Below are 24,404 nucleotides of genomic sequence, written 5' to 3' on the forward strand. Positions count from 1 at the left end.
CAAGAGCAGACTACTCTTCATCCGGAGCCGCATCCGTGTTGGGCGAGTCGGTGAGGATAGCCAGAAGCTGGCCTACTTCAGCGGCTTTGGCGGGTTCCTGCAGCTTCTCAAAGCTCAGCTGCAGGTTGCGCAATGCTCGGCGCACAATATCGATATGGAAGCAGGGCTCGAAGAATATCTCGTTGGGCGTGAGGTTGAGTTGGCCGATGTAGTGCTCAATGTCGGTGCGTGACAATACCAGCCCTCGGTTGTAGCAGTTGATGTAGAACGGCTCCACAGCCGGCGTTTCTGGGCGGTAGGTCAGCACAAACAGGTTGGGCAGGTTCACACCGTACACGGGCAGTTTGAGGCGCTGGGCCACCAGCAGGTAAATCACGCACAGCGTGAGAGGGTTGCCGCGCCGGGTTTCCAGCACCAGGTGGAGCATGGAGTTGGCCGGCGAATGGAAATTCTGAGTGTTGGCCGCGAACTTGTGCGTCCGGAACAAGACGTGGTTCAGGGTCTGGACCTGGTCGGCGGGGTGCATTTCGGGCTGCAGGAGTGTCCAGACCTCGAAGCGCAGCTGCTCAATGGCCCGGTTCAGCACCTGAAAATCAGCGTCGGGGTATTGGTAGGAGTTCAGGAGCCACATGCCCTCCAGCAGGTTCTCGCCGCCGGAGTCGCGCCACACGCGCAGGCGCTGCTGCAGACCATCGAACTGCAGATGATGAATCAGATCTTCGAGCCGCTGCTGCTGCTGAGTATCCAAGGTTTCTTCCCACGATTCTTCGAGGAAGGGAATGATGCTCTCACCCAGCGTCTGGATTTTCTCTTGGATCTGCGGAGCAATTTCCGGGTCGTCGAGCAGGGAGATGAGGGCTTTGATTTCTTTGTTGGTCATGGAGTTAAGCTGCGGGTCGGCGGCGCGGGTCGCCCGGCATACGAGAAGGGCAAATAAACGCAACCGACGCGGTTTCACCACTGCAAGTTGCCTGGAATTAACATCTGGCGGACGTCAGAATGTTCAATCAGCTGGATACTATATTTCCTAAAACGCCTAGGTCAGCTGCGTATACTGGCCTAAGCGTTATATACTAGGAAGGCGAAGCTGAACAGTGCTTACTACCGTAATAAATTGGCTTTGGCCATCTCCAGCACCTCATCTCCCCGCCCATTCATAATGGCCTTGAGCGTATAGAGGCTGAAGCCCTTTACCTGGCTGGCATCAATGGTGGGTGGCATGGAGAGCTCCGTGCGCTTCACCACCGCATCGAGAATAACGGGGCCAGGGTGGGCCAGCATTTCGGCCACGGCGGCGGGTAAATCGGCAGGGTCAGTAACACGGATGCCGCGCACTCCGGCGGCCTCGGCCAGGGCCGCGAAGTTGGGATTTTCCAGCTCGGTGCCGTATTCCAGAATACCCGCGGCCTTCATTTCCAGCTCCACAAACCCCAGGCTATTGTTGTTGAAGATGACGACTTTCACGGGGGTTTTCAGCTGCTTAAGTGTCAGCAGCTCGCCCATGAGCATGGCAAAGCCACCGTCGCCGGCCAGGGCAATTACTTGCCGGTTGGGGTAGGCCAGTTGCGCGCCCAAGGCCTGCGGCATGGCATTAGCCATACTGCCATGGTTGAAGGAGCCGATGAGCCGGCGCTGCCCATTGAAGCGCAGGTAGCGCGCCGCCCAAATGGTTGGGGTACCCACGTCGCAGGTGAAAATAGCGTCTTCGGCGGCCTGCTCGTTCAGCAGGCGAGCCACGTATTGTGGGTGCATGCTGGTGTCGCCGGGCTCCCCGGTGGCTAGCTCGTCCAGGTCTTGGCGGGCCTCGCGGTAGTTTTCCAGGGCTTTCTCCAAGTGGCGGCGGTCTGACTTGTGGTTGAGCAGCGGCAACAGCGCCTGAAGGGTGGCAGCCACGTCGCCGACCAGGCCTACCTCTACCCTGGCGCGCCGACCAATATGTTCGCCCCGCACATCTACCTGCACAGTGCGGGCTTCTTGAGGCAGGAATTGGGTGTAGGGAAAGTCCGTACCGAGCATCAGCATGGCGTCGGCGGCCATCAGCGCTTCGTAGCCTGAGGTAAAGCCCAGCAGGCCACTCAGCCCCACATCATAGGGGTTATTAGCTTCCACGTACTCTTTGCCGCGCAGGGCGTGCACAACAGGCGCACCCAGCGCCTCGGCCACCTGCAGCAGCTCGGCGTGGGCGCCTGCGCAACCGGCCCCAGCCATAATGGTCACCTTGCTACTGGTGTTGAGCACATCGGCGGCAGCCCGAAGGTCCTCGATGGCGGGCACCAGCGTGGCACGGCTGCGCAGCACCGGCAGGCGCGGCTCCGAAGCTTCTGTTTTTTGGTGGCTGATGTCGCCGGGCACCACTAGTACGGCCACGCCGCGCTGGATGAGAGCTGTTTGAATGGCTATTTCCGTGGTGCGCACGGTTTGGTCGGGGTGGCCGATGAGCTCACAGTAGGCGCTACACTCTTTGAAGGTGTTCTCGGGGTGAGTCTCCTGGAAGTACTGGGTCCCTATTTCAATACTCGGGATTTGGGCGGCAATGGCCAGCACCGGCACGCGGCTGCGGTGGCAGTCATACAGGCCATTGAGCAGGTGAGTATTGCCAGGCCCGCAGCTACCGGCGCATACGGCCAGGGTGCCCGTTACGTGGGCCTCGGCCCCGGCGGCAAAAGCCCCGGCTTCTTCATTCCGAACATGAATCCACTCAATGCCCTCCCGCGCCCGAATTTCGTCGGTGATGCCGTTGAGCGAGTCGCCCACCACGCCGTACACGCGCTTCACGCCCGCCGCAATCAGGGTATCCACAATTATTTCAGAGACAGTCTTCTTCGCCATAGTCTTCAGGGGTTATGTCCGAAGGCTATACGGGAAGGCTGCCGTAGGGGCCGCATAAAATGTGGCAGCTAAGCGGACCCATAGGTTGTAGCTAGGCCTCCCGGGCGGTGCCTTTCAGATACTCATCGGTGAAATGCGCTTTGCGCGGCGGCTGGGCAAACTTCTCGGCGTTGTAGGCCTGGGAGTAGCCCCGCGGAATCGACAACGACTGCCACTCCCCATTGCGCACCATCTTCCCGATGAACACAATTTGCCCGATGTGGTACGGGTAGTGAGCCAGCTGGCGGTTAATGGCTTCGGTGATGGAATGGCCCTGGTTGCGGATATATACCGTTTGGTGGCAGTTGTCGGGTGTTACGGAATCCAGCGCCGCAAACAGGCACTGCCACCCCTGCTCCCACTTCGTTAGTAGCTCTTCCCTACTCTGAATGTCGTTCTCAAACTCTGCTTCGCGCTGGCGCCACTCCTTTTCGCCGTCTGTCGTCAGAAAATCTGTCCAGCGGGAGAGCATGTTGCCCCACAAGTGCTTTACGATGGTGGCAATGCTGTTGCTTTCGGCGTTGTACTGCCAGAACAAGGCCTCGTCGGGGAGCTGGGCGAAGGTTTTCTCCCCCAGTTGCTTGTAGTACTCAAACTGCTTCCGGACGCTGGTGAGGTAGTCGGCGGTCATGGCGGAGGGGGTTCCCCGGAAGATAGCAGCTTTTCAGAATACTGCTTTCTAGGCCAATAGCCCGGATATTCCCTTCACATTCAGTCGGGCAAACTTCTGCACCCGCTCAAACTTAGCCACCGTCGCCGTCAGCTCCTCATCCTCGGGCTGCTTGGCTGGCACGTGGGTAGTCAGCAGTTCAAATACCGAAGCGGCAATATCCATGTAGCCCAGAATGAGCAGGTAGAGTTGCTTCTTCTGGTCCTCGGTGTAGCCTTTGGTACGAATGGCTTTTACCAGCGTGTCGAGCTGGTTGGTTTCGTCGGTGTGCAGGTCGCGTAGGCCACGGCGGGCACTGGTATAGTCAGACTGCTGCTCTTCGGTGGCCGAGTGCAGCGCAAACGGAAACGCCTCTACAAAAGCGGTGGCGGCCAGGAAGGTTTTCTCGGCACCATACACGGCCGTCAAGTGCTTTTGCAGGCTAGTCCAGAGGCCGGTGCGGGCCTTATCAAAAGCGGCGGTATTCTGGTCGGTCACAGTGAAGCGGTGTTGAGTTGGACTGCAAAGGTACGTGGCCTAGCGGTCATCCGTACGTATGGGGTGGCCTAGAAGTGGTCGTCAAAACCACTCCTGACACTGACTTTGCGGCTCTTTCAGTTTCTTGATCAGGCTAGTTAGCGCCTGTCCATTCTCTGCGCTGATGCCTGATAGATCATAAAACACTCCCCCTACTATTCCGGGCACGCACCGAATACTTAATTGACCAGTACCATAAGCGTACCAAGTAAAATTCGTCAGCTGTAGGTCGGTAAAAAATTGAGTTTCCCGCCTGTTGAGCATTACCTGATATGGGCCGTAGTACTGGTCGGCAGGCCAATCGAAGCGGAAGTATAGAAAGAAATGGTTGTGCTTATCTACTACTATCTGTAGGTAGCTGTATGCATGCTTCCCGATAAGGTTGTGAAATGACAATGGGGTAGTAAAAAGCCCATGCGCAGTGATACGAACTTCACCAGTGTTTAAAACAATTTCAGCCGGCTCAACCTGCGTACTTAATCCAAAGCTCCATTCCTTGCCAGCAATCATATTTCCTGTAGCTCTATGCAAATCGTTTACTTCGTCTTGAACCTGATAGGATAGTCCTGCCGCAACAGGTAGCCGTCTTTGGATATGAAGCCGCGTGGCATCACGGTCACCACGAACTCATATTCATGGTGAGGTTGCAGCTCCATCTCGACCGTGAAAGACTTACGGTCAGCAGAAAAGCCCACTGGCTTTTTTAGCGGGAAGTATTCCTTGCCACGAGGGCCGGGTTTAAACGACATCCCCTCCCCCATTTCCCGATCAAACTGAATTATCAGTGTCCGGTCACTGGCGTCGAGCTCGGTGGTGCCATTTGTAGCGGGCAGGGTGCCTACTACCACTGGCTGGTGAGCGGTGAAAGCGGCCAGCAATTCTGCTTTATCCCAGCCCTCCGGGTAGTAGCCGGACTGCTTTACGAAGTGCTCTACAGCATCCGGGTTGGCATAATCCAGCTCAATAATCTCCTTAACTGCCTGCCGCTTATTCTTGGCTTGGGCATAGTAGGCTTTGTTGATGGAATAGCCCATAAAATACCCCAAATCAGCCGTAGTGCTGGCGGTAGAGCCATTGTACAGCCAATGGGCATAATAAGAGGTGAACATCTCCTGCTTGAACGCTTCCCGCAGTTCCTTCTCGTGGGCGGCTCCATAGGTAAAGTAACTCCCCTGAAGCGGCTTGCCCATAATCAACTCGGTTACGAAGTCGCAGGCGCCCTCCTTCAACGACTGGCCTAGCAGGTTGGCACCACCCTCGTGCTGTTGGGTATGCACGTATTCATGCACGTTCAGCGGTACGATGTTATCCATGGACTGCTCCTTGAATACGCTAGGCAGCCACGGATTCTTAAATTCCGATACATCCGTTTGCGCATTCCCAGTGGCTATTTCTGCCCCAATAAGCACTTTGCTCCCTTCCACCGTGCCGCCCGAGCGTAACCCGCCAATGGTAAAGTACATGCTGGCCTCCCGCAGCTCCGGATACAGCCGCTTGAAATCCCGGATGCTCTTCTCAATATACTTGGTTTTGGTTTTCACCGCCAGCGTATTCGGCCGGATAGATGCCCAGTACTTCGGTAGCTTGTTAATCAGATCCACCCACAGCTCCACCGAATAATCACGTGCCTTCATAAACGCCGCCAGCCCTTCGGTACCTGGCTTGATGTATAGGTCGTTGATGAAGGCTACTTGCTTAGTTCGGTCAGTGGTAGTTCGGACGCTGTCGTAGGCTACCCAGAACCGGTCAATATCTTCTGTGAACACCCGCTGCTTGCTCACGGACTGGCCTAGGGTCGAATTTATACTGCCCCCCAACAGCAAAAGACATAGCATTCTTTTCATCTGTATGTGAATAAGTTATAGCGCGACAAAAGGCATTCAGAAAACCGAATAATGCTGCATACCCTAACAAAAGCGGCCCGCCGCACTGAGTGGTGCTAGCGGGCCAAAATCTATGACAAAAGGGTAATTTATGCCGCTTTCTATGTATCAGGTGGCAGGTCATTAGGCGACACTTCCACTGCCTACCCAACGCGCACAATTACTACCGGCGTTTGCTTATTAAGTACTACTGATAGGAAGTCAGCATGTCATCAGGAGTACGTATGATTCTGCCTTTCGGAAATGATTCTAAAAATTGAAAACCTAGTTTTTCATCACGAAAATTTAGCAGGGTAAAAGTGCTATCAAAAGCTATGATTTCGATAGCAGAAACCGTCAGTTGAAACGCTTCCGGTTCACACCATATTCGTCGGTTGCAATCTGCATAAGGCACTTCTTCAGCTGGTATAGCCGGAATATCACCGACTATACCGCAGAAAACGCCCCATATGACCTGCATATTCCAACCGACAAATGCCTCATAAAACTTTTCCCCGGATACCACACTATAGTATGGCTTCGAGTCACCTTTTGCCTGCCAAGTTTCAATTGATGGTGAATATTCTCCCCAACATTCCAGTCCGGTAACAAGCCAATTCAGCTTTTCTACTTGCTCCCGAATTGGTAGCAGAAGTTTATTCAGATAGGTCTGATATCCCTCTTTTAAAAGAATGGTCATCACACCTGAATTACACCCACGTTGTATGCCTTTTCAATTGGCGCGTGGTTGGCCATGGAAATGCCCTGAGAAATCACTTTTCGGGTTTCCAGCGGGTCGATAATGGCGTCTACCCAGAGGCGGGCGGCGGCGTAGTAGGGCGAGAGCTGCTCTTCGTAGCGCGCTTTGATGCGGTCCAGTAGCTCCTTCTCGGCTTCGGGGGTAATTTCCTCGCCTTTGGCTTTTAGGGAGGCTACCTGGATTTGAAGGAGAGTATTGGCGGCGGCGGCACCACTCATCACAGCCAGTTGAGCCGTAGGCCAGGCCACGATGAGGCGTGGGTCATAAGCCTTGCCGCACATGGCGTAGTTGCCGGCCCCGTAGCTGTTACCGATAACCACCGAGAACTTCGGCACCACCGAGTTAGCCATGGCATTCACCATCTTGGCGCCGTCCTTGATGATGCCGCCGTGCTCACTCTGCGAGCCTACCATGAAGCCCGACACATCGTGCAGGAACACCAGTGGAATCTTCTTCTGGTTGCAGTTCATGATGAAGCGCGCAGCTTTGTCGGCGGAGTCAGAGTAGATAACGCCGCCCATCTGCATGGCGCCCTTTTTAGTCTTCACAATTTTGCGCTGGTTGGCCACAATGCCCACGGCCCAGCCATCAATGCGTGCTAGACCACATAGGAGCGTTTGGCCGTACAGGTCTTTGTAGGGCTCAAACTCCGAGTTGTCGACCAAACGGTTGATGATGTCCATCATGTCGTAAGGCTTAGCGCGGTCGGCGGGCAACAGGCCTAGAATCTCCTGCGGGTTCTCCTTGGGCGCAACAGCAGCTTTCCGCGAGAAACCGGCCGTAGCCTGGCCGCCCAGCTTATCGAAGATGTTGCGGATGTGGTCGAGGCACTCCTCGTCGTTGGCAAACTTGTAGTCCGTAACGCCCGAAATTTCAGAGTGCGTGGTAGCGCCGCCCAGCGTTTCGTTGTCAATGCTCTCGCCGATAGCCGACTTCACCAGGTAGGAACCCGCCAGGAACACCGAACCTGTGCCATCCACAATCATTGCCTCGTCGGACATAATCGGTAGGTAGGCCCCACCGGCTACGCAAGGCCCCATGATGGCAGCCAACTGCACAATGCCCATGCTGCTCATCACGGCATTGTTGCGGAAGATGCGGCCGAAGTGCTCTTTATCGGGGAAAATTTCGTCCTGCATGGGCAGGTACACGCCCGCTGAGTCGACGAGGTAAATGATGGGCAGCTTGTTTTCGATGCTGATTTCTTGGGCCCGCAGGTTCTTCTTGGCCGTAATCGGGAACCAGGCTCCGGCTTTCACGGTGGCATCGTTGGCCACTACCACACACTGCCGGCCCTGCACCCAGCCAATTACTACTATCACGCCGCCGCTGGGGCAGCCGCCTTCCTCTTGGTACATGCCTTCGCCAGCAAAGGCCCCGATTTCAATGGTTTCAGAACCCTTATCCAGCAGGTAGTCTATCCGCTCACGAGCGGTCAGCTTGCCTTTGCTTTTGTGGGCCGCAATGCGCTTTTCGCCGCCGCCGAGCTGCACGCGCTTGAGCCGCTGCTGGAGCTGGAAATTCAGTTGCTTAATGCTGTCTTCGTTCTTGTTGAATTCGAGATTCATGGGGTGGGTGGGAAGGGTGGGATGCGGTGAATGAGTGATGGGAGTGAATGAGTGAGGTGACATTCTAGTGGCCTAGATTGAACGTCAGCGCTGGCTGAACTTCAAACTCACTATTTCACTCCTCTCACTTATTCACTGTGGGTGGGAAAGCAAGAAATCCGCCTGTGGGGGCGGATTTCAAAGGTAAGGAGAATGTGGAACTGGCCTAGCCAGCTTACTTCACGGTTGTCTTGGCTTCCGTTTCTACGGTGGTGCCGTTGGGTTTGGTGGTAGTAGTTTCTACCTCCTTCTTGGTCTTGTCCTTGCCGCCACCGAACACCGAGAAGTGCACGTAGCGCTTGGGGTTAGCCTGGAAATCGGTCAGCAGCGTGTTAGTGCTAGCCGCCGTAGCGTTAAGGTTGTTATACAGCAGCGTATCATTGATCAGCTTGCCCAATGAGCCTTTCTGGTCGGAGAGGGAGCGGTTCAAAGTAGTCATAGTGCCCTGAGCCTCCGTCATGGTGGCATTGAGCTTGCGCATAGCAGGGCCTACCGGTGCACTCTTGAGGGAATCGCTGAGCAGGGCAAAATTGCTGGCAATACGGTCGAACTTGGCGCTAGTCTTGTTCAGATCAGCTGTTAAGCGAGCCATATTGGTCGTAATCTGGTTGATGTTGCGCTGGTTCATCAGCAGCAAATTCTTCAACGCCTCGGTGCTGCCCTGGGCGTTTTGCAAAGTAGCCTGCAGACTTACTTTGGCGTCTTTGTTCAGGAAGCCGTTTACCTTAATCAGCGTTGAATCTACAGTACCAAGCACAGGCAGGGCTTTAGCCTGGAAGGCATCGGTAATGCTGGCTACGGTATAGGAGCGCAGTTCTTCGCCTCCATCATACACCTTGGTGTTCTTGCCCAAAAACAGGGTAATAGTTTTCGAGCCGAGCAGCGAGCCGCTTAGGCTAGCCACGGTAGAGTCGCCGACGGTAACGCCCTTCTGGAGTTCCACGGCCACTTTTACCCGGTTGCCTTCCTCCGGAATCAAGCTCATTTCTTTTACCTGCCCTACTTTGATACCGTTCAGAATAACCGGGTTGCCGATGGTTAATCCATCCACGTTATCATACTTGGCATAGTAAGTTCGGTCAGAAGACAGCAAGTTGCTGCCTTTCAAAAAGTTGAAGCCTAAGACCAACAAGGCAATAGCGACGATGCCCAAGAGGGCCACTTTTATTTCTTTCGACACAGGGGTCAGAGTAAAGTGAGAGAGTAGCGGAGAGGTAGAAACCGATCAGACGAATGAGCCTAGGCCTATTCGCCATTCATCGCCTCCAGCTCATTTTTGTAGTCGCGGAAGGCGCGGTAGATGCCTGTGGCTATATACGTTTGCCCCGCTTTATCGTTCAGATACTGTTCTTCAGCGCGGTTAGTTAGAAAGCCTGACTCAATTAAGACCGAGGGCATAGTCGACTTCCAGAGCACCAAGAAGCCCGCCTGCTTCACCCCGCGCGACGGCCGCCCTACTGTGGTGCGCAACTGCTTATCTACTTTTTGCGCAAACCGAATGCTATTTACGATGTGCGCGCTCTGGTAAAGCGAGAACAGGATATGGCTCTGGGGAGAAGTTGGGTCGAAGCCATTATACCGCTCCTGGTAATTGTCTTCCTGCAGAATTACGGCGTTTTCTCGTTTGGCTACGGAGAGGTTAGCATCCGTCTTGTGCGGGCCCATGGTCCAGACTTCGGTACCGTTGGCCGATGGAGAGGATGCATTGCAGTGGACAGAAATAAACAGGTCGGCATTATGCTTGTTGGCGATACCGGCCCGGTCGGCAAGTTCCACAAACACGTCGGTTTTGCGGGTGTACACCACCTTCACCTCGGGCATCTCCGCCTCTATCTGGTGGCCTAGCGCCAGAATAATTTTCAGGGCAACATCTGCCTCGCGGGCTTTCACGCCAGCGCACCCCCTATCCTTGCCGCCGTGGCCAGCGTCAAGCACAACGGTGCGCAAATGATACTTGGGTGGGGCCGGTACCGGAGCATCCGGCACAACAGCCCGCGACGAGCCGGCGAAAAATAACAGGCTCGCCGCGCTAAGAGCTACAATATTCCGCACGGAGTTCGTTAGTTGGGGTAGCTACCCGCTACCTTTGCAAACCGCCACAAAATAAACGATAAAAACTACGTGGCCCCGCTAGCGCCTGTGTTTCATCCGATTTTAGACGCGCCCGGCCGGTGGGCACGGCTCTTCCTGCTGTTACTTCCCCTGCTGTTATGCTTGGCCGCCATTCAACCTGGCTTAGCCCAGCAGCGCCCCCGCACCACTAGTGTGCCCGCTGATGTGCGCCCGGCACCACGCATACTTAACGCCCCACAGCCCAACGCTCCTACCCGCCCCGACACTGTAGGCCTGGTAACGGGCTCTCAGGACTCGTTGAGCGTAGCCGCCGGTGGCCGCAAAGGCGCCGTGGAAACTACCGTCAAGTACAAGGCCAAGGATTCGATTCGATTCGAAGTGCAGAACAAGCGCGCTATCCTGTACGATAAGGCCAACGTGGATTACGGCGACATGAACATTCAGTCGGCCAAAATTACGGTAGACTACAGCACCAACATTGTAACGGCGGAAGGCCGGAAGGACTCTACCGGCCGCCTGCAGGACCGGCCGGTGTTCAAGGATGGGGGCAGCACCTACCAAGCCAACCGCATCGACTATAACACCAAAACCAAGCGGGGCCGCATTACCGATGTAGTCACGAACATGGGCGAGGGCTATATCCACGCTGAAACCATCAAGAAGAACGACCGGAATGAGCTGTTCGGGGTACGAGGACGTTACACTACCTGCAACCTCGAAGACCCACACTTCTACATCAACGCCTCCAAGATGAAGGTAATACCGGGTGAGAAGGTCGTGACTGGCCCTTTCAACTTGGTTATCGGTGACATTCCGACGCCGCTGGGCTTCTTATTTGGCTACTTCCCGACGCCCAAGAGTAACAAGCGCGCTTCAGGCCTGCTGATTCCTACGTTTGGTCAGGCCGCCGACCGGGGCTTCTTTCTGCGCAACGGCGGCTACTACTGGGCGGCCAACGACCACATTGGCGTGCGCCTCACCGGCGACATCTACTCCGGCAACGCTGACCGTTTCGGAGGTTGGCGGGGCACGGCCGAGATGCAATACATTACCCGCTACCGGTTCAGCGGGCTGCTATCCTTTAACTACAGTTCTCAGCCCACCGAGCAGCTCTTAGGCTCCACCGACGCGAATACCAACCCTGGTTATAACGCGCCCAGGTCCTCGAAGAACTACGCATTAGCGTGGAATCACACCCCCGTAGCGCGGCCTAATGGTGGACGTTTTTCGGCTAACGTGAACATTAGCAGCAATAACTACTACCGGCAAAACTCCTATAACGTCCGCAACTACCTGCAGTCGGCCTTTTCCTCTACCGTATCCTACTCGAAGCAGATCCGCAACTCTCCTATTAACTACGCCTTGCAACTGAGCCAGTCTCAGAACACGCAGACGGGCACTATGAACTTTACCCTGCCTGATGTTACAGTGGGTGTGGCCCGGCAGTACCTCTACGACTTGGTAGGCCTAGAGCCGCGAGGCAAGTTCTACGAACAACTGGCAGTGGCCTACACCCTAGTAGGCCAGAACCGGATTTCTAATGCGACATCTGGAACGCTGCTCAACAGCGGTGCTATTCCAGTATTAGGTGGTTCCCGAGAGGCTGCCGTCATTCCCTTCAAGCTGGACAACTTCAACAAGCTGCTGCGCAATTCTCAGAACGGTATTCAGCACCAGTTTCAAATTACACTAGGCAATTATACACTGCTAAAACACTTCAACTTTAATCCTAGTGTCAACTACAATGAGGTTTGGTATTTCAAGAGCCTCAACTACAGCTATAATTCCGTAGCTCGTGCCGTTCGGATTGACACCATCAATGGCTTCAACCGCCTGAATAGTGCTTCTTATGGGGCTAACCTGAGCACCAACTTTTACGGCACTATTGTACGTAAGGGGACGCGCAAAATCCAAGCGCTCCGCCACAAGGTAACGCCCAGTTTAAGCTATCAATTTTCGCCAGACAACACCCTGACTAGTAATGCCTTTGGCATTACTGAGCTGCAGGACTTGGTTGACCCAACCACAGGTCGACCTTTCCGCAATGATCCGGCCCTCAGGGATGTACTGAATTCTAGTGGCCAACCTTATCAAAATGCGCAGCTACTGCCTCGCTACAACGGCTTTCTATTTGGCGTGCCTACTACACGAAAAGTCAGTGCTATAAACTTCTCCCTCCAGAACTCGGTGGAGATGAAGGTGCGTAACAGCAACGACACTACAGGCACTACTCCATTTAATAAAGTCAGCTTGATTGATGGCCTAGACTTTAACATCGGTTACAATTTTGCTGATACTGCCTTTAACCTGAGCCCCCTGGGTATTGTGTTCCGCACGCAGGTAGCCCGCAAGCTAAACTTACTGGTCAACAGCAACTTCGAATTCTATCAACAAGACTCTACTGGCCGACTGATCAATAAATATCTGTGGGAACAGCAGAAGAAAAAGTTAGCTCGTTTGAGATCTGCCAACCTCACGATCAGTTACCAGTTCAACCCCAGCACCGGCGACCGTAAGTCGACAATTTCACGGCCAGTAGCCCCGGCCAACGACCCCACTCTAGGTTCGCCTACGCGCATCGACCCCTACGAGGATTACGTTGATTTCGAAATTCCCTGGGACCTTAGCACCAACCTTACGGCTACTTACGCCAACCAAGGCCCCTTACCTGCTCAACTGTACCGGCCCCGCAGGTCGCCCTACACAGCGGTGAGCCTGAACCTAAATGGCTCCGTAAAGTTGACGGAAACGTTGCGCTTTGGCTTCAGCACCAACTACGACTTCGTTAATAAGAACCCTGCATTCACGTCCCTTGATGTGTTTAAGGACCTGCACTGCTGGCAGATTAACGGCAACTGGCGGCCATTTGGGCCTACTCGCGGCTACTTCGTGACCATTGCGGCCAAATCAGCGCTACTGCAGAGCCTTAAGTTGAGCCGAAACCGCACTTTCCTGAACTACTAGGCACAGTAGTTTATAAGAAACTTCTAGGCCAGTATTGCCACTAGTGCTTATTGCAGGCGTCTTTTTGTGTTGTTTAGGTCAATACTCAACTGGCCTAGGAAGCTGACTACGGTTGTGGCCGTAAGCTTTAGCCCGCTGGCAAAGACTTGCCTTAGCCGCCGGTTGTGGAAAAATTCTGCAGATTTGGGGCGCCATTCGCTTTAACGCAAATACGCTATTTCCACTTCCTTTCAGAACTTAACATCCCCTTCCTGCTATGTCTCAGCACAAAGAAGTCAAGCTCGTGACCACGCATCAGTTGCTGGCCATGAAGCAGCGCGGCGAGAAAATTTCCATGCTCACGGCCTACGACTTCTCGATGGCACAGATTCTGGACGGCGCGGGCATTGACGTTCTACTAGTCGGCGATTCCGCCTCCAATGTTATGGCGGGTCACGAAACTACGCTGCCCATCACCCTGGATCAAATGATCTATCACGCGCAATCAGTGGTGCGGGCTGTAAAACGGGCCTTTGTGGTAGTGGACATGCCCTTTGGCTCCTATCAGGGAAACTCATCTGAGGCACTCCGCTCGGCCATCCGGATCATGAAGGAATCAGGTGGGCACGGAATCAAGCTCGAAGGCGGCGCTGAAATCAAAGATAGCATCACCCGGATTCTTACGGCGGGTATTCCGGTAATGGGTCACCTCGGCCTCACTCCGCAGAGTATTTATAAGTTTGGCACGTACACGGTGCGGGCCAAGGAAGAAGCCGAGGCCCAGAAGCTTATTGAAGATGCCCTGCTGCTGCAGGAAATCGGCTGCTTTGCACTGGTTCTTGAGAAAATTCCTTCGGCTTTAGCCAAGCAGGTAGCCGAAAAGCTGACAATTCCCGTAATTGGCATTGGCGCTGGCCCCGATGTAGACGGGCAGGTACTGGTAGTGCACGATATGCTGGGTATTACCAAAGAGTTCAAGCCGCGCTTCCTACGGCGCTACGCCGACCTGGGCGACGTAATGCACGATGCCGTGCAGCGTTACATTCAGGATGTAAAGGCCCGCGATTTCCCCACGCCCGACGAGGCGTATTAAGTCAGTGAACAAGTACCAATGCGCAATGAGCAATTGCCGTTGGAAGCCTGCCTACTATCTAGTGCAACGCTCCTAGCTTGTTCATTACGCATTTTTCATTGCTCATTTTTATCCAGTGAATCGTCCGAATCTGTGGTCGGAACGGAAAGAAATTCTGTTCGAAGACAATCATCTGCTCATCATCAACAAGCCCGCCGGCCTACTCGTGCAGGGCGATGCCACCGGCGACGAGCCACTTTCTGCCAAGGCAGAGGAATACTTGCGCTTCAAGTATAAGAAGCCTGGGGCAGCTTTCGTGGGCGTAGCTCACCGCCTCGACCGGCCCGTGAGCGGCGTGGTAGCCTTGGCGAAGACCAGCAAAGCCTTAAGCCGGCTCAATGAGATGTTCCGCGATAATAAGGTGCACAAAACGTACTGGGCACTTACGGGCAAGTGCCCCGAGCCTACTAGTGGCCACCTTACGCACTGGCTCGTGAAAGATCCCATTAAAAACACTACCAAGGCGTACTCGGAGCGCCATGGCCAGGGCCTGAAGTCAGACTTAGACTATGAGGTGCTAGGCCAAGCCGGCAACCGCTGGCTGGTGCAGGTAAACCCCATTACTGGCCGGCCCCACCAGATCCGGGTACAGCTCAGTACTGGCCTAGGCACCCCCATTGTGGGCGACGTGAAGTATGGCTTCTTGGCGCCCTTGCCTGATGTAAGCATTGCCCTGCACGCCCGTCGCTTGGAGCTGCAGCACCCTGTTACGAAAGAAGCCATGAGCTTTGAGGCACCCGTACCCGAAATTGCGCATTGGGAGGCCGCCAAAGTCTATTACTAGAACACTAGACAAAGTAACCAGCCGTCAGCTCGATGTAGAGGATATCGGTTCCAGATGAGTAGTGGCTAGGCCACTTCTTCCTTGCGAATAGATGCCTTAGCAGTACCGGCTGACGGCTGTTTTGTATAGTAGTCTTTCTGCCCGGCTAGTGCTGAACAACATTTTGGCCTTTTATATAGGGAAATTGCAGTCTGCCTTACCCTGGCAGTAGTTTTGCAAAACAGCAGCTGAACTTATCCTCGGCTTTCCGGCTTTTGCGAACTGAGGCATAGCTGCTTCCAACCCCGTTTCACCTCTTTTTTGGCCCATGGCGATACTCGTTTTCTTCGTAGCGCACTACTATTTGTCGCTCTTCACGCAGACCTTCTATCTGCACCGCTACGCGGCCCACAAGATGTTCACAATGAATGCTTTCTGGGAAAAATTCTTCTTCCTGTTCACGTACATCTGCCAGGGCTCTTCGTTCTTATCGCCACGGGCGTACGCGCTGTTGCACCGCATGCACCACGCGTACTCCGATACAGAGCTTGACCCCCACTCTCCGCTCTTCTCATCGAATGCTTTCTCGATGATGTGGAAGACGAAGAATATCTACAATGATGTACTGAACAAGCGCTACGAGCTGGCGGAGCGATTTGAGGGCGACTACCCCGAGTGGGCTGCTATTGAGAACTTCGGCGACAAATGGTACTCCCGCCTTGGCTGGGGCACGCTTTATGTGCTGTTCTACGTGCAGTTTGCTACGGCTTGGTGGCAGTTCTTGCTGTTGCCCATCCACTTCCTGATGGGCCCCATCCACGGCGCTATTGTGAACTGGGGCGGCCACAAGTACGGCTACCAGAACTTCGACAACCACGACCATTCCAAAAATACGCTGGCTCTGGATTTCCTTGCTTTCGGCGAGCTGTTCCAGAATAACCATCACAAACTCCCTATGCGCGTTAACTTCGGCGTGAAGTGGTGGGAGTTTGATCCTACCTACATGTTCATCTGGGGCATGGATAAAGTAGGGGTTGTAAAGATTAAGCGTAAAGTGGAGGCTACTTCTAAGAAACCAGCTAAGAAAATGGCTGCCTAGCTTTCATTGTAACCAGTAGGAAAGGGCTGTTCCGCGAGCGGAGCAGCCCTTTTTCGTTGTCTCCAGCAGAAATGCTGCAGCCCCTTCTAGTGGCCTAGTGCGGCTAATTTTCCCGTAGGCCCTGACCAGCTATAATAAGCAGGCGCTAGGTTTGTTCAGGAATCATTTTGTAGCCATTCCTTTCTACCAGACTTTTCCCTACCTTTGCGCCTCACTTTCAATCAGACGCACGAGATGCGTCGCTTAACCAACCCGGTTTATGGCAGTTAAAATCCGCCTCGCCCGTCGCGGCCGCAAAAAGGCCGCTCAATTCGACATCGTTGTTGCTGACTCCCGCTCGCCCCGCGACGGCCGCTTCATCGAGAAAATCGGTACCTACAACCCCCAGACCAACCCTGCTACCATCAACTTCGATGGCGACAAGGCTTTCGACTGGATCATGAAAGGTGCCCAGCCCACCGATACGGTGCGTGCTATGCTCTCTTACCGTGGTGTGCTTTACCGTAAGCACCTGCAGCTTGGTGTAATCAAAGGTGCTATCTCGCAGGAAACTGCTGACCAGCGCTACACCGACTGGAAAGAGCAGAAAGACGCTAAGATCGAAGGCAAGCGTACCAACATTGGCAGCGCTAAAGAGGAAGCTCGCAAAGCTGCTCTGGCTGCTGAAACCAAAGTTAAAGAAGCTCGCGCTGAAGCTCAGCGTCAGAAGCAGGCTGCTGCTCTGGCTGCCGCTGCTCCTGCTGCTGAAGGCGACGCTACTGAAACGGCTGAAGCTTCGGCTGACACCACGGAGGAAGCTGGCGCTTAATTCTAGAGTATACGGTTGAGGGTGATGAGGTACTAAGAAGTGCTGCTGGCAACTGCCGCCACGCTTCTTGTTCAACCTCATCACCTTCTCACGTTTTTCCTCTTCCCATTCTCTACCATGACTCTCGACGACTGCTACCAACTCGGTTCCCTTGGGAAGCCGCACGGCCTCAAAGGCTTCGTGGTGGCTTTCTTCGACGTGGATAACCTCGACGAATACCGCAAGCTTAAGTCCGTCTTGCTGGAGCTTCCTTCAGCCCCCGGCAAGCTAGTGGCCTACGAAGTGGAGAAGGTGCAGCCGCAAGCTGAAAACCGGGTTCTTTTCAAGCTCAAAGGCATTGACCGCGTAGAAGACGCCGAGCCGCTTCGCAATGCGAAGCTGTGGCGCCCCTTGGCGGAGCTGCCTGAGCTAGAAGAAGATCAGTTCTATTTCCATGATGTCATTGGCTACACAGTAGTTGATGAACAGCTGGGCGCGCTAGGCACCGTAGAAACTTTCTACGAACTACCTCAGCAAGACTTGCTGGCCATGCGCTATCAGGGAAAAGAGGTGCTGATTCCGGTGGTAGATGAACTGATTTCTCGCGCTGATGAGCAGGAACGCAAGCTGCACGTAAGGCTGCCGGAAGGCTTGCTCGACGTATACTTGTCACCGAGCTCGCATGATGGGGATGAACCTCTAGACGAAGAGTAGGCCACCCCCATCATGCGGATTGACATCGTCACGTGCCAGCCGGATTTGCTGGTCAGCCCCTTTGCGCACTCCATCGTGAAGCGCGCCCAGGATAAGGGACTGGCCGAAATTCATTTGCACGATCTGCGCCGCTATGCCATCAACAAGCATGGCCAGATTGACGACTACGTATTTGGTGGTGGAGCCGGCATGGTACTACGGGTAGAGCCCATTGCTGCCTGCTTCGATGAGCTGATGGCTCAGCGTACCTACGACGCCATTATCTACCTAACGCCCGACGGAGAAACCCTGCGTCAGCCACTCGTAAACCGGCTGTCATTAGCCGGTAACCTGTTGCTGCTCTGCGGGCACTACAAAGGTGTAGACGAGCGAATTCGACAGGCCTACATCACCCACGAAATCAGCGTGGGCGACTACGTACTGAGCGGCGGTGAATTAGGAGCTGCTATTCTGGTGGATGCCATTGTACGGTTACTGCCCGGTGTGCTCGGTAACGAGGAATCAGCCTTAAGCGATTCGTTTCAGGACAACCTGCTCTCTCCACCGGTGTACACTCGCCCGGCTGAGTGGCGCGGCCATGAGGTGCCAGAGATTCTTCTCTCCGGCAACACGCCTAAAATTGATGTCTGGCGTCACGACCAGGCACTGGAACGGACCCGCCAGCGGCGTCCGGACTTATTATCAGAGTGACGTTAGAAAGTTGTAAAAGGGAAATTCTGCTGTTCTGCTTCCGTAAGTACCCCAGCTAGAACTACTAACTCACAATTTCGCTAACTCACCATTTCACATTTCAAAAATAGAGCGCTATATTTGCGCCTCTTTAACAGAAACCTCGGACGGCGCGGCCGTCCTTCACAGTTTTTCCAGCCATGAGCGTACTACTCGATTTTATTCAGCAGGAATCCAAGGAGCGCCGCGCCAGCTTCCCCCAATTTGCCGCCGGTGACACCATCAATGTTCACGTGAAAATCCGTGAGGGCAATAAGGAGCGCATTCAGCAGTTCCAGGGCGTAGTTATCCAGCGCAAGAATTCTAACTCGAACGGCGAGACTTTCACCGTACGTAAAATCTCGAACCAGATCGGTACCGAGCGTATTTTCCCCCTCTTGTCGCCTAACATCGACAAGATCGAGGTAATCCGTCGTGGTAAAGTTCGTCGTGCTCGTCTGTTCTACCTGCGTGGCCTGTCGGGCAAAGCTGCTCGTATCAAGGAGCGTCGTTTGAACGTAGCCGAGAAAGTAACTGCTTAAGCTACTTCTCTGAGAATAAAAAAGCCGGCTTCCTTACGGAGGCCGGCTTTTCTGCGTTTGACAGTTTGCTATGCCGATGTTACAGGCCTAGCATTACGCCCAGCTCCCGTATCTGCAATTATGTAGCTACAGGAGCCGGCGTTATTTTGACACAACCGCTACTTAAGTAATTAGCGGTTAGAATCTTGACTCAGGTCCTGCTCAGGGGTAGTCTGGGGAGATTGTACTTGCTTAGCAGCGGCGCTAAGGGCTTCACCCAAGTTAGCTACCCGCTCTGCAGTATTAGGGTTGTCAGCAAATACGGCGGCTTTGCTCGTATTGGCCCCGAGACGGCTGAGTAGTTGCGACACCAAGTTTTTATCAATAGTACCTCCACCGAAGTGTGCCTTCAGCGCCTGCAAATCCGTGACGATCTGGTGTAGCTCCGGGTTGTTAACGTCTTTCAGATCTTCAATCCAGCGCTGGAAGTGGTTATCGAGGCCCGAGCGGGTGGCTTCTTCCTGCAGGTCGCTAGTCAGGATTTTTACTGCGCCGTCAAGGTGGTTCTGGTGCTGCGTATCGTCTTTGGGTTGCTTATGGAAGGACATAGAAGTATTTGGTTGAGCCGCTGCTGCGGAGTTGAGGAAGGGAACACTGTGGCAAACGGAAGAGGTTGGCAAAGGTTATGGACGGCTATCCGGTGGCTGAACCGTACTTTCGTGTTATTACCCGCCCATGTCCTTTATCCTTTCGCATGAAAAAACTTTTATCCGGCACCTGGCTGGTGTTGCTTCCCCTATTTACTCAGGCTCAATCTAGGCCAGCACAAGCTAGCTGGCAGCAGGAAACCAACTATTCTATTGACGTAGCGCTTGACGACAAGCAGCACGTGTTGACGGGGCAAGAGGAGCTTACTTACGTTAACCACTCGCCAAGCTCCCTGTCTTATATCTGGTTTCATCTGTGGCCGAATGCATACCGCGACAACACTACGGCCTTTGCCCGTCAGCAATTGCGTAATGGGTTTCGGACGTATCAGTTTGCAAAAGCTGAGCAACGTGGCTTTATAGACGGCCTAGATTTTAAAGTAAACGGTGTAGCGGCCAAGCTGGAATTTGACCCTAACAACCCCGACATAGCCAAACTGGTGCTGCCTAGGCCACTTGCCCCCGGCGCCAGCGCTACGATTACTACCCCATTCCGGGTTAAGATTCCGAACTCCTTCTCCCGGTTCGGACACGTTGGACAGAGCTACCAAGTCACTCAATGGTACCCAAAGCCGGCCGTATTCGACCGTAAGGGCTGGCACCAGATGCCCTACTTAGATCAGGGTGAGTTCTACTCGGAGTTTGGCACCTTTGATGTGCGCATTACGCTGCCGGCCAACTATACCGTGGGGGCCACCGGCGTGCTGCAAAACCCCGATGAACAGGCGCGCCTGGACCAGTTGGCCGCAGCTACAGCACTCAAGAAAACTCAGCAAGAGTTTGGGGAGGACGTCAGCTTCCCGGCCTCAGCTCCGGAGACTAAAACTCTCCGCTATGTGCAGGACCGGGTGCACGACTTTGCCTGGTTTGCCGATAAGCGCTTTAACGTGCTAAAAAGCGGCGTTACGCTGCCTTCTGGTAAGCAAGTGACCTCTTGGGTTATGTTTACTAATAAAGAGGCGGAGAAGTGGGTAAAAGGCCTTCAGGAAGTCAACGACGCTCTTACCTACTATTCACAATGGGTAGGCGAATACCCGTATGCTTCTGCTACAGCCGTTGATGGGGCTCTCAGTGCCGGCTCTGGTATGGAGTACCCCATGGTGACCGTTACCATGCCCGCCGCTATTGTGCACGAGGTAGGCCACAACTGGTTCTATGGCATTCTGGCCTCCAATGAGCGTGACTTTCCGTGGATGGACGAGGGCGTGAACTCCTACGTGGAGAATCGGGTAGCTGAGCGCGAAAACCCCACGGCCGGGCAGTTCGATTTTCTTACAAAGGTGCCGTTCCTGGCTCGTACATTCGATATAGATGGCCTAGATGCTACAGCCTTGAACCAGGTGCCTTACCAAATGATGGCTAGCCGTGGCCTAGACCAGCCTGTGAGCGGCCCCACATCAATGGCATATGGCCGGCTGAATTACGCTACCATTGTATACGGCAAAACTGCCTCTTTACTGAAGTACTTAGCGGGCTACCTGGGCCAGGATAAGTTTGATGCCGCTATGCAGGCCTATTACCAGCGCTGGCAGTTCCGCCACCCCTACCCCGAAGATATGGAGGCAGTGTTTGAGGAAGTGAGCGGGCAGAAGCTTGACTGGTTCTTCAAGGACATGCTCACGAATCAGGTGCACTACGACGCTACCCTATCCGACATATTGGTGCAAGACCAGCAAGTGAAAGTACTGGTTCGTAATGATGGCTCGGCACCCTTCGCAGTACCCGTGGCGACGCTTGATGCCCAAGGAAAAGTCCTCGAAACTCAGTGGACGCCTGTCTTTGGCACTACTAAAGGGGACGAGAACGATGAGGTGCAACTCAACTTCCGTAGCGAGGGAGTAGCCTCTGTAGTAATTGACCCTGGTTACCTCACCCCCCAACTTAACCGCCGCGACGACCACATTAAGGTCACTGGCTCTTTCCGTACCTGGGAGCCACTTCACATCCGCCCCTTGGCAAGCCTGGAGCGCTGGGACCGGAATACCGTCAACTGGCTGCCCGTGTTTGGGGCAAACACCTCCGATAAGTTTATGCTGGGGGCAGCCTTTTACAACAACAGCATTGCGCCCAAGAAGCTAAACTTCCTGGCCATGCCCATGTACAGCTTCAACCGCAATGAACTGAACGGCATCGGCAACATCAGCTTGAATGTGCTGCCCCAGAAGAACGTTCGGCAGCTGGTGACGGAGGTATTGGTGCAGCGCTTTGAGCGGTACCGCAAGCTGGAGCCCAGCATCACGCTTACCCTCCCCCACTCTGCTTATGATCAGCCGCAGCACACGCTGAAGGGAACTCTGTCTTATATCAAAGACGAAGACCTGCATCGCACCAGCAGCATTCAGACGCTGGAGTACAGGGTGCAGCAGAACAATGCCTTGCAAAACTGGTCGGCGCACCTGGAACTGAACCACTTCATCCCGTCCCAAGCCGACGACATTCCTTCCAGCGAAGCCACTTTGCTGCGCGCTACGGCCACCTATGGGCGCTACTACTCAGCCAAGAAGCAAGTGCGGGCCCGCCTGTTTGGGGGCCGGTTTCTGCAGTCATCTACCTTCACGGACTTCTATATGGGCCTGAGCGGTAGCCCCGACTACCGCCGGCAAACAGCTTTCCTTGACCGTCAGCAGATTTCGGATGCCTTCACCGCGCAGCGGCACCAGACCGATGACCGCGACGGTGCCTTCAAAAGCTACGTGCCTACCACGAGTGGCCTACAAGTGAATAGCCAGCGCTGGCTGAGCACCCTGAACCTGGAAGCTGATTTGCCCGTGACCAGCCTAGCCGTATTTGCCGACTTTGGCGCCACCAAGGAATTCCAGACGCTGTACGAATCGCGCGGGGCTCAGCGCCTCTATTATGATGCGGGCTTGGTACTTCCGCTATTCAAGAACGTGTTCCGGCTCTACCTGCCGGTGGCGGGCTCCCAGTACCAGGACGGTTTGCCCAACAGCCGCAAAGATTTCACCGATCGTATTCGCTTTGTACTGCACTTGGAGCAGCTCAATCCGTTCCGGTTACTGGATGAGCAGCTAGCGCAATAGAGTTCTAATCTGTCGGTTTTTTAAGTTACTTGGCATTCCGAGCTGAGAAGACACTGGCCTAGAAGCAGGCTGGAGCTTCTTGGCTCGGAATGCTTGTTTTCCTTACGTCCTTTCCTCATGCGTGCTTCTGGCTTGGTTATCGGATTCCTGCTTGGTGGCCTAGGCCTGTTGGTAAGTTGCCAGACCGATTATGCCGACCTTCCTACCTATTCCAAAGAACGTCGGCTGCTGCAAGTAGTGGTGGAAACTCCAGCGGGCACTAACCACGAGCAGCATTTTGACCCTGAGACCCACAAGTTTCAGCCTATGCGGCAGGCAGGTGTAGAACGCGTAGTGGAGTTCCTACCGTTTCCTGGCAACTACGGCTTTATTCCAGGCACTCGCTCGGCGGAGGCCTCAGCCAGTACCTTCCAGCCCTTGCAAGCGCTGGTGCTAGCTGAAACTCAGCCTGCGGGTACCATCCTAGAGGTGATGCCCATTGGGTTAGTGCTGCTGGATGTTGATGGGGCATTGGAGCAGGTAATACTCGCCGTGCCGGCCCGCCCTGGCCAACGTATCCTGCCAGACGTTACTGATTGGACTACCCTGCAACGACGCTACCCAGCAGTTCGTCAAGCACTAGGCGTATGGTTCCAACACCGCAGCCCCTCCAATGCTGTGCGTATTGCTGGCTGGAAGGACGAGAAATTCGCGGAGCAGCAGATCAAGGCGCAATTACAGTAGTAGCTGCTAGGCCACCCTTAAATTTCAAGCTCCCCCTTGCTAAGAACTTTCTAGTGACGCCAGTAAACGAAAAGGCCCAACTGGTAACCAGTTGGGCCTTTTTTATGCGCGTAGTTAACGACTACTCAATTTTATTCATGCGCTCCTTTACAGCTTCCAGAGCCACGCGCATGTTCACAATGTCGGCGCGTGCGGCTTCCTGCTCTTTCAGGTTCATGTCCACCATGTTGTTGTACTGGAGCAGTTCAGCGGCGTTCTGAGCCAGCTGCTGCTGAATTTCAGCCTTCTTAGCTTTGTTCTTCTCGATGTCCTTCTTGATAGCGTCGGCCTTCGCAATTACTGCGTTGTGGTTGTTCTGCGACGATACCAAGCCTTTTTCAGCCTCAGCTACCTGAATAGCCAAGTCTTCGCGGTAGAGCATACGAGCGAAATCTTTCAAATAGCCTTCAGCCGACTTCCACTGCACGGGAGTAGCGTCTTTGCTCAAGTAAGCGTTACCCAAGTCAATCGACCACCATACGGTAGTACCCGTTGGTACCGCGTCAACTTTGCTGATTACACGAATAGGGGTTTTCGAAATTGCCTCGATAACCACACCATCCATGGTATAGATACCTTTGTCAACTTTTACTTTGCCTCCGAACTCCGTGTCGAGCTTCTTTTTCCAAGAATCTTCTACACGCTTGCTGTCAAGCTGCACCGAAACACGCTGGCCTTTACGCGGAATGCCCTTAATAGCCATGTCCGTTTCGTCAACCGGCGACTTTTGCGCGAAGCTGGTTACTGATAGTACTAATACCAGCAGTAAAGAAAGGAGTACGCCTCTTTTCATATGGAATGGAATGAGTTGAGAAGAAATGATTTACAGGTTAATTCGGCTTGAATACAGGAATCCGACTCATCAAATTTA

General features: G+C 54.1%; 22 protein-coding genes. 10 read left to right on the top strand and 12 right to left on the bottom strand.

From position 1 onward, the window contains the following. Positions 1-10: 10 nt before the first annotated feature. From EU557_RS18700 to EU557_RS18745, 10 genes are all read right to left on the bottom strand, one after another. Positions 11-880 carry a transglutaminase-like domain-containing protein gene (locus EU557_RS18700; RefSeq protein ID WP_135532085.1) on the bottom strand — a complete coding sequence of 290 codons (870 nt, stop codon included), beginning with the start codon at positions 878-880 and terminating at the stop codon, positions 11-13. Between the two features lie 221 nt (positions 881-1,101). Then, positions 1,102-2,829 (bottom strand): ubiquinone-dependent pyruvate dehydrogenase, encoded by a 1,728-nt coding sequence (poxB, locus tag EU557_RS18705; RefSeq protein WP_135531992.1) that lies wholly within the window; start codon positions 2,827-2,829, stop codon positions 1,102-1,104. Between the two features lie 91 nt (positions 2,830-2,920). After that, on the bottom strand, positions 2,921-3,499 hold the full coding sequence (locus tag EU557_RS18710) for a DUF1572 domain-containing protein (RefSeq protein ID WP_135531993.1): 579 nt from the start codon (positions 3,497-3,499) through the stop codon (positions 2,921-2,923). A 48-nt stretch (positions 3,500-3,547) separates the two neighbouring features. Continuing rightward, complete coding sequence (locus EU557_RS18715; RefSeq protein WP_135531994.1) at positions 3,548-4,015, bottom strand: hypothetical protein; 468 nt, start codon at positions 4,013-4,015, stop codon at positions 3,548-3,550. Between the two features lie 81 nt (positions 4,016-4,096). Next, positions 4,097-4,564 (bottom strand): hypothetical protein, encoded by a 468-nt coding sequence (locus EU557_RS18720; protein WP_135531995.1) that lies wholly within the window; start codon positions 4,562-4,564, stop codon positions 4,097-4,099. Positions 4,565-4,590: 26 nt separating this feature from the next. Continuing rightward, positions 4,591-5,898 (bottom strand): DUF2268 domain-containing putative Zn-dependent protease, encoded by a 1,308-nt coding sequence (locus EU557_RS18725; RefSeq protein WP_135531996.1) that lies wholly within the window; start codon positions 5,896-5,898, stop codon positions 4,591-4,593. 226 nt (positions 5,899-6,124) lie between these two features. After that, a complete protein-coding gene (locus tag EU557_RS18730; RefSeq protein WP_135531997.1) occupies positions 6,125-6,616 on the bottom strand; it encodes a hypothetical protein in 492 nt (163 codons plus the stop codon). Next, positions 6,616-8,244, bottom strand: a complete 1,629-nt coding sequence (locus EU557_RS18735) for an acyl-CoA carboxylase subunit beta (protein WP_135531998.1) — start codon at positions 8,242-8,244, stop codon at positions 6,616-6,618. The genes EU557_RS18730 and EU557_RS18735 overlap by 1 nt, the downstream gene beginning before the upstream one ends. Before the next feature lie 214 nt (positions 8,245-8,458). Then, positions 8,459-9,463 carry an MlaD family protein gene (locus EU557_RS18740; RefSeq protein ID WP_167855272.1) on the bottom strand — a complete coding sequence of 335 codons (1,005 nt, stop codon included), beginning with the start codon at positions 9,461-9,463 and terminating at the stop codon, positions 8,459-8,461. Positions 9,464-9,528: 65 nt separating this feature from the next. Next, a complete protein-coding gene (locus tag EU557_RS18745; RefSeq protein WP_425351962.1) occupies positions 9,529-10,335 on the bottom strand; it encodes an N-acetylmuramoyl-L-alanine amidase family protein in 807 nt (268 codons plus the stop codon). A gap of 87 nt (positions 10,336-10,422) precedes the next feature. On the opposite strand from EU557_RS18745, the gene EU557_RS18750 reads away from it, so the two are divergent. The 8 genes from EU557_RS18750 (at position 10,423) to rplS (ending at position 19,044) form a co-directional block, all read left to right on the top strand. Continuing rightward, positions 10,423-13,320, top strand: a complete 2,898-nt coding sequence (locus tag EU557_RS18750) for a putative LPS assembly protein LptD (RefSeq protein WP_135532000.1) — start codon at positions 10,423-10,425, stop codon at positions 13,318-13,320. A gap of 256 nt (positions 13,321-13,576) precedes the next feature. Continuing rightward, positions 13,577-14,392 (top strand): 3-methyl-2-oxobutanoate hydroxymethyltransferase, encoded by an 816-nt coding sequence (gene panB, locus EU557_RS18755; protein WP_135532001.1) that lies wholly within the window; start codon positions 13,577-13,579, stop codon positions 14,390-14,392. Between the two features lie 115 nt (positions 14,393-14,507). Continuing rightward, a complete protein-coding gene (locus EU557_RS18760) occupies positions 14,508-15,215 on the top strand; it encodes an RluA family pseudouridine synthase (RefSeq protein WP_135532002.1) in 708 nt (235 codons plus the stop codon). A gap of 307 nt (positions 15,216-15,522) precedes the next feature. Then, on the top strand, positions 15,523-16,293 hold the full coding sequence (locus EU557_RS18765) for an acyl-CoA desaturase (protein ID WP_135532003.1): 771 nt from the start codon (positions 15,523-15,525) through the stop codon (positions 16,291-16,293). 259 nt (positions 16,294-16,552) lie between these two features. Beyond that, positions 16,553-17,101: a 30S ribosomal protein S16 gene (locus EU557_RS18770; RefSeq protein WP_135532004.1), complete on the top strand. Its 549-nt coding sequence runs from the start codon at positions 16,553-16,555 to the stop codon at positions 17,099-17,101. 117 nt (positions 17,102-17,218) lie between these two features. After that, positions 17,219-17,794, top strand: coding sequence for a ribosome maturation factor RimM (gene rimM / locus EU557_RS18775; RefSeq protein ID WP_135532005.1), 576 nt, complete (start codon positions 17,219-17,221; stop codon positions 17,792-17,794). A 12-nt stretch (positions 17,795-17,806) separates the two neighbouring features. Continuing rightward, positions 17,807-18,484, top strand: a complete 678-nt coding sequence (gene trmD, locus EU557_RS18780) for a tRNA (guanosine(37)-N1)-methyltransferase TrmD (protein WP_135532006.1) — start codon at positions 17,807-17,809, stop codon at positions 18,482-18,484. Positions 18,485-18,663: 179 nt separating this feature from the next. After that, positions 18,664-19,044: a 50S ribosomal protein L19 gene (gene rplS, locus EU557_RS18785; RefSeq protein ID WP_135532007.1), complete on the top strand. Its 381-nt coding sequence runs from the start codon at positions 18,664-18,666 to the stop codon at positions 19,042-19,044. 170 nt (positions 19,045-19,214) lie between these two features. On the opposite strand, the gene EU557_RS18790 is transcribed toward rplS, so the two are convergent. After that, entirely contained in the window at positions 19,215-19,631 is a 417-nt protein-coding gene (locus tag EU557_RS18790) for a hypothetical protein (RefSeq protein WP_135532008.1), read from the bottom strand. A gap of 146 nt (positions 19,632-19,777) precedes the next feature. Between EU557_RS18790 and EU557_RS18795 the strand changes: the two genes are divergently transcribed. Both EU557_RS18795 and EU557_RS18800 read left to right on the top strand, forming a co-directional pair. Next, positions 19,778-22,771 (top strand): M1 family metallopeptidase, encoded by a 2,994-nt coding sequence (locus tag EU557_RS18795; protein ID WP_135532009.1) that lies wholly within the window; start codon positions 19,778-19,780, stop codon positions 22,769-22,771. Positions 22,772-22,888: 117 nt separating this feature from the next. After that, positions 22,889-23,494 (top strand): inorganic diphosphatase, encoded by a 606-nt coding sequence (locus EU557_RS18800; RefSeq protein WP_135532010.1) that lies wholly within the window; start codon positions 22,889-22,891, stop codon positions 23,492-23,494. Between the two features lie 121 nt (positions 23,495-23,615). Here EU557_RS18800 and EU557_RS18805 read toward each other — a convergent pair whose 3' ends face one another. After that, a complete protein-coding gene (locus tag EU557_RS18805; RefSeq protein WP_135532011.1) occupies positions 23,616-24,326 on the bottom strand; it encodes a DNA repair ATPase in 711 nt (236 codons plus the stop codon). Between the last annotated feature and the right edge of the window lie 78 nt (positions 24,327-24,404).

This window comes from Hymenobacter wooponensis, assembly GCF_004745865.1.
Taxonomy (GTDB): Bacteria; Bacteroidota; Bacteroidia; order Cytophagales; family Hymenobacteraceae; genus Hymenobacter; species Hymenobacter wooponensis.

Excerpts from the sequence above, each read along its gene's own strand:
- EU557_RS18700 (WP_135532085.1), bottom strand. The coding sequence starts at position 880 with ATGACCAACAAAGAAATCAAAGCCCTCATCTCCCTGCTCGACGACCCG.
- poxB (WP_135531992.1), bottom strand. The coding sequence starts at position 2,829 with ATGGCGAAGAAGACTGTCTCTGAAATAATTGTGGATACCCTGATTGCG.
- EU557_RS18710 (WP_135531993.1), bottom strand. The coding sequence starts at position 3,499 with ATGACCGCCGACTACCTCACCAGCGTCCGGAAGCAGTTTGAGTACTAC.
- EU557_RS18720 (WP_135531995.1), bottom strand. The coding sequence starts at position 4,564 with ATGATTGCTGGCAAGGAATGGAGCTTTGGATTAAGTACGCAGGTTGAG.
- EU557_RS18725 (WP_135531996.1), bottom strand. The coding sequence starts at position 5,898 with ATGAAAAGAATGCTATGTCTTTTGCTGTTGGGGGGCAGTATAAATTCG.
- EU557_RS18730 (WP_135531997.1), bottom strand. The coding sequence starts at position 6,616 with ATGACCATTCTTTTAAAAGAGGGATATCAGACCTATCTGAATAAACTT.
- EU557_RS18735 (WP_135531998.1), bottom strand. The coding sequence starts at position 8,244 with ATGAATCTCGAATTCAACAAGAACGAAGACAGCATTAAGCAACTGAAT.
- panB (WP_135532001.1), top strand. The coding sequence starts at position 13,577 with ATGTCTCAGCACAAAGAAGTCAAGCTCGTGACCACGCATCAGTTGCTG.
- EU557_RS18765 (WP_135532003.1), top strand. The coding sequence starts at position 15,523 with ATGGCGATACTCGTTTTCTTCGTAGCGCACTACTATTTGTCGCTCTTC.
- EU557_RS18770 (WP_135532004.1), top strand. The coding sequence starts at position 16,553 with ATGGCAGTTAAAATCCGCCTCGCCCGTCGCGGCCGCAAAAAGGCCGCT.
- rimM (WP_135532005.1), top strand. The coding sequence starts at position 17,219 with ATGACTCTCGACGACTGCTACCAACTCGGTTCCCTTGGGAAGCCGCAC.
- trmD (WP_135532006.1), top strand. The coding sequence starts at position 17,807 with ATGCGGATTGACATCGTCACGTGCCAGCCGGATTTGCTGGTCAGCCCC.
- rplS (WP_135532007.1), top strand. The coding sequence starts at position 18,664 with ATGAGCGTACTACTCGATTTTATTCAGCAGGAATCCAAGGAGCGCCGC.
- EU557_RS18790 (WP_135532008.1), bottom strand. The coding sequence starts at position 19,631 with ATGTCCTTCCATAAGCAACCCAAAGACGATACGCAGCACCAGAACCAC.
- EU557_RS18795 (WP_135532009.1), top strand. The coding sequence starts at position 19,778 with ATGAAAAAACTTTTATCCGGCACCTGGCTGGTGTTGCTTCCCCTATTT.
- EU557_RS18800 (WP_135532010.1), top strand. The coding sequence starts at position 22,889 with ATGCGTGCTTCTGGCTTGGTTATCGGATTCCTGCTTGGTGGCCTAGGC.
- EU557_RS18805 (WP_135532011.1), bottom strand. The coding sequence starts at position 24,326 with ATGAAAAGAGGCGTACTCCTTTCTTTACTGCTGGTATTAGTACTATCA.